Origin of the sequence: Pseudoalteromonas sp. TB25, assembly GCF_000497995.1 — a bacterium.
Classification (GTDB): domain Bacteria; phylum Pseudomonadota; class Gammaproteobacteria; order Enterobacterales; family Alteromonadaceae; genus Pseudoalteromonas; species Pseudoalteromonas distincta.
In genome coordinates, this window is the sequence record NZ_AUTI01000104.1 from 1 (window position 1) to 5,070 (window position 5,070).

General features: G+C 42.9%; 4 protein-coding genes. 1 reads left to right on the forward strand and 3 read right to left on the reverse strand.

Annotated features, from left to right (window positions below):
- Positions 1–2,273 (forward strand): excinuclease ABC subunit UvrA (uvrA, locus tag L652_RS0102215; protein WP_024603240.1); only part of this gene is annotated, 2,273 nt, incomplete at its 5' end.
- 52 nt (positions 2,274–2,325) lie between these two features.
- Here uvrA and L652_RS0102220 read toward each other — a convergent pair.
- The 3 genes from L652_RS0102220 to L652_RS0102230 all read right to left on the reverse strand — a co-directional run.
- The gene (locus tag L652_RS0102220; protein ID WP_024595058.1) at positions 2,326–2,817 is read right to left on the reverse strand and encodes a DUF2798 domain-containing protein; all 492 of its coding nucleotides are present in this window, start codon (positions 2,815–2,817) and stop codon (positions 2,326–2,328) included.
- 80 nt (positions 2,818–2,897) lie between these two features.
- Positions 2,898–3,515 carry a LysE family translocator gene (locus L652_RS0102225; RefSeq protein ID WP_024595057.1) on the reverse strand — a complete coding sequence of 206 codons (618 nt, stop codon included), beginning with the start codon at positions 3,513–3,515 and terminating at the stop codon, positions 2,898–2,900.
- 71 nt (positions 3,516–3,586) lie between these two features.
- Positions 3,587–5,070, reverse strand: a 1,484-nt coding sequence (locus L652_RS0102230) for a prolyl oligopeptidase family serine peptidase (protein ID WP_024595056.1), incomplete at its 5' end; no start/stop codon positions are given.

The window sequence follows — 5,070 nt, forward strand, 5'->3', positions numbered from 1 at the left end:
CTGCCGTTGCTTTGCAGCAGCAACGCGGCGCACCGTCGGTTCGCTCATCAGTTGGCAGCATAACAACTATTTCTAACGCGCTACGCATGCTTTACTCACGCGCAGGCGAATACCCCAAAGGGCAAGGCATACTTTACGCCGATGCGTTTTCGCCGAATACGCCACAAGGTGCCTGCCCAGAATGCTCAGGAATAGGCCGAGTGTTTGAAGTAACCGAAAAGCTACTTGTGCCAGATGATACAAAAACTATTCGCCAGCGCGCTATAGCCGCGTGGCCACCAGCATGGCAAGGTAAAAACCTAAGCCGTATACTTACCTCGCTTGGTTATGACATAGACACACCTTGGAACAAACTTTCTAAAAAAGCACGCGATTGGATTTTATTTACCGACGAAACACCTACTGTGCCGGTATACCCAGATTACACCTATGAGCAAACACATAATGCGATAAAAAATAATGAAGATCCAAGCTACATGGGAACTTTTTCAAGCGCTAAACGCTTTGTTTTACAGTCTTTTGCTACTACCCAAAGCCCGCGTACAAAAAAGCGCGTATCGCAGTTTATGCAAATATCGCAGTGCCCTACCTGCCAAGGTAAAAAATTAAAACAAGCGTCGCTAAGTGTTAAATTTGCAGGGCTTGATATTGGCGAGCTATCTCAACTTACATTAAACGAACTTGCTAAAAAATTAAGTAATGCCGCCAACACCAAAGTAAATAAAAATACAAAAAATCCAGAGCAAGCCATTGTTACGCAGCGCATTGCCAGCGATATTCTTACCCGTATTGAAGCACTAACCATGCTTGGTTTAGGGTACTTGTCGCTTGAGCGTACAACGCCAACGCTCTCACCCGGAGAGCTACAACGATTGCGACTTGCCACACAAATTCGCTCTAAATTATTTGGGGTAGTTTACGTGTTAGATGAACCTTCAGCGGGTTTACACCCTGCAGACACTCAAGCACTTTTAAAAGCGCTTGATGAGCTAATAGCGGCTGGCAATTCTGTATTTGTTGTTGAACACGATGTTAGCGTTGTTGAACATGCTGATTGGATTGTTGATGTAGGCCCTGATGCCGGTGTGCATGGTGGCAACATTATTTACAGCGGCCCTGTTGAAGGGTTAAGAAAAATAAAAAATTCGCACACCGGTCGTCACCTTTTTGCTAAAAACGCCAGTCAAGAGTCAACTCAAAACAGCGCGCAAAAAAAGGAGCAAAGGCAGCCAAAAGCGTGGTTAAAATTGGCAGATATTGAGCGTAACAATCTTAAAAAACTCAATGCAGAATTTCCACTAGGTGTTATGACAACCGTTACTGGTGTTTCGGGCTCTGGTAAATCAAGTTTAGTAAGCCAAGCGTTAGTAGAACTTGTTTACGAAGCACTTGGGCAAAAAATAATAACGGAAGCGCCAACCGACGAAGCCGACTTACTCGAACAAGAGCTGCAAACACACACCAGCGGAAAAATCATTGAAGGAATAAATAATATAAGCCGCCTGATTACCGTAAATCAAAAAGCGATTGGCCGTACCCCTCGTTCAAACTTAGCTACCTATACGGGTTTATTTGATCATGTGCGTAAACTATTTGCTTCTACCCAAAAAGCGAAAGAGCGCCGTTACGATGCTGGTCGCTTTTCGTTTAATGTTGCTAAAGGTCGCTGTAAAAACTGTGAAGGCGTTGGCTTTGTGAGTATAGAGCTGCTGTTTTTACCTAGCGTTTATTCACCTTGCCAAGTGTGTCATGGCAAACGTTATAACGAGCAAACACTTGAGGTTACATATCGTGATAAAAACATCAGCGATATTCTAAATTTAACGGTTGAATCGGCATATACCTTTTTTGAAAATGAGCCTGCAATACTGCGATCACTCGATGCACTTATGCAAGTAGGTCTTGGGTATTTACGTTTAGGGCAACCTGCCACTGAGCTTTCGGGCGGTGAAGCGCAGCGTATTAAATTAGCAACAGAGCTTCAACGTGCGCAGCGCGGTAACACACTTTATGTTCTTGATGAGCCAACTACAGGCCTGCACCCATCGGATGTATCAATGCTGATGTCGCAGTTAAATAAATTAGTGGATGCTGGCAACACCGTTATTATGGTTGAACACGATATGCAAGTAGCCCGTAATAGTGACTGGGTTATTGATGTAGGACCCGGTGCTGGCGAAGAAGGCGGCTTAATTGTAGCGCAAGGGAAACCTCCAGAGGTAGCCCAATCTAAAATAAGCCGAACAGCACCTTTTTTGAATCGTGCAATTTAAAGAGCAGGTAAACACTAAATAACAAAAAAGAGCCAATGGCTCTTTTTTGTTATTAGCTTTTTAAAAAGCGTTCTATTTTAGGTTTTACCGTAACCGACATTATCAGCATTATAGTTAAACCTATTGGTAATGCGGCTAATAACCCTTCAACCCATCCAGTTACAAATACACGCATATCTGCATAGCCAATATTATTAGTAGCGGTAACAAACGCCATAACCGACTCCATGATCAGCGCCATAAAAACACTAATCACTAAATTACGTTTTAGCTCGCTACTACTAGGCAATAACTTATTAACTAGCTTATGCATTAAGGTCATCATTACAAAACCAACAGGCGCCATAACCAATACTGCACTTATAAATGAGGTAAACCAATCTGCATAAAAATGCTCTGTAACACCCACATTCACATAAGTCATAATGCCAGTTAGAGTACCGCCAATTAAGGTAATAATACTTACCATAACCAGTATTTTATAAATTACAGGTGTTTTTTTAGGCTCAACCATTACTGGGTTTGCTGATACGGGTGTACTCATATTTGGGCATGCCTTAAGCGTTAAATAGATGACAAAGTCAACTATAACAAATTAATTGACAATATCAACCACTTTTTGAGCTAACCAAAAATAAGCCAAATTCCAACTAACCCCATTAAGCTACCAGCAATACGGTTCATCCATTTAATATTATCACCACGGCTTAAAAATAAACGTAAGCTTTTACCGCCTGTTGCGTAAGCTAACATACTTAAAAACTCGGTGGTCATTATAACACCAAGCAATACTAAAAGCTGAGGGGCTACAGCATGCTCAACACTTATAAAGGGTGGCAGTAGTGAAATCATAAACGCCCACCCTTTAGGGTTAGCAATTGCGGTTACAAAACCTTGCGTAAATAACGACTTCCTACTTACGTCACTTGGTTTTGAGGTATCGACCGACATTTTTCCTTTGGCTCGCCACATGTTAACGCCAATATAAATTAAGTACGCACCGCCTACCCACTTTAAAATAGCAAACGCATCTGGGTAATTTAGCATTACGCTTGCAACACCTAATACCGCAGCTATGGCAACACTTGCGACACCTAACAGCTCGCCTATCATCATCCATAATGTGCGGCGCACGCCAATGCTCATACCGAGTGTCATGGCAAGGGTCATACACATACCAGGCGTTATCGACACAAAAAAGAACGTAGGAATAAAAACCGCAAGTGCTGCTACATCAATCATTAATTTACTCTCATATTAAAAGCAAAAACGCGGCTATAAGTAGCCGCGCTGTTGCTTACTCATTTTTATTACTATTGACCAGCACTTACCACGGGGTCAGTAATAACCTCTACTGGCTCTGCTGTATCATTTAACAAATACTTATCTAACCACTGTTCTTGTTCCCACAACACATGTAATAAGCTTTTACGCGCACGGTAACCATGTGCTTCATAAGGGAGCATTACTAAGCGAGCATCTTTACCTAAACCTTTAAGGGCTGCGTACATGCGCTCACTTTGCATTGGGAAGGTTCCTGAATTAGGATCTTCTTGGCCGTGGATCATTAGCATTGGTTCGTTAATTTTTTCAGCATGGAAAAACGGCGACATATTAGCGTACACACTTTGTGCTTGCCAAAAATCACGCTCTTCTCCTTGAAAACCAAACGGCGTTAATGTGCGGTTATACGCGCCACTGCGAGCAATACCTGTTTTAAATAAATCGCTATGAGCCAATAAGTTAGCAACCATAAATGCACCATACGAGTGCCCTGCTATGGCTATTTTGTTTTTATCGGCAATACCTTTTTTAACTAATACATCAACAGCTGCTTGCGCACTTGATACTAACTGCTTTCTAAAGTTATCGTTTGGCTCGCTGCCATCAATACCCACTATTGGCATTTTAGGGTCGTCAAACACGGCAATACCTTTAGCAAGGTAAGGCATTGGGCCCCAATAACCAATGTAGGTAAACGCATAAGGCGATTCGCGTACTTGCGATGCAACCGCTTTATCTTTGTATTCAAGTGGGTAAGCCCACATAAGTACCGGTAACGGGCCTTGTGTTTTATCGTACCCTGGTGGTAAATAAAGCGTGCCCGAAAGCTCAACGCCGTCGTCGCGTTTATAACGTAATTGCTCTTTAGTTACGCCTTTAAATGCAGGGTACGGATGCTCAAATGTCGTTAGTTGCGTTAACGTGTCGTTATCTAAATCACGTATAAAAAAGTTAGGTTGCTCAGTTTTAGATTCGCGAATAGTAATAAAGCGCTCACCTTCGTCATCAAGTAGTGCACGAACACGCTCATAGTATGGCGCTTCTGATTGCCATAAACGCTTGCTGCTATTTGTTTTAACATCGTACCTATCTAAAAACGGCACATTACCTTGCTCTGAAGCACCATTACCGCGCAGGTAAATATAACGCCCGCCTACAATTTTAATTACGTTTGCGCCTAAATCGTTGCGCTCGTAAATGGCATTACCCGGGTCTTTGTACGCATCGTTGTAACTACGCTCTGAAAATAGCACGCGGTTTCTGTCGGCATTTCGTGGTTGCACTATGTAAGTACGTACTTGGCGATCGCTAAAGCGCCAGTCTGTCAGCATTGCTACGTTTTCGTTGCCCCACTCCATTCCCGCATAACGGCGCTCTACTTTGGCAAATAATTTAGGCTCGCGTTTAAATGGTGCACGTAAGCTGTAAACATAATCATGATGCTCAACGTCGGTTTTCATGTCGCCGCCATCTTGCGCCTCGGCCCAAATAACTTCAGCACCTTGATCGGCTC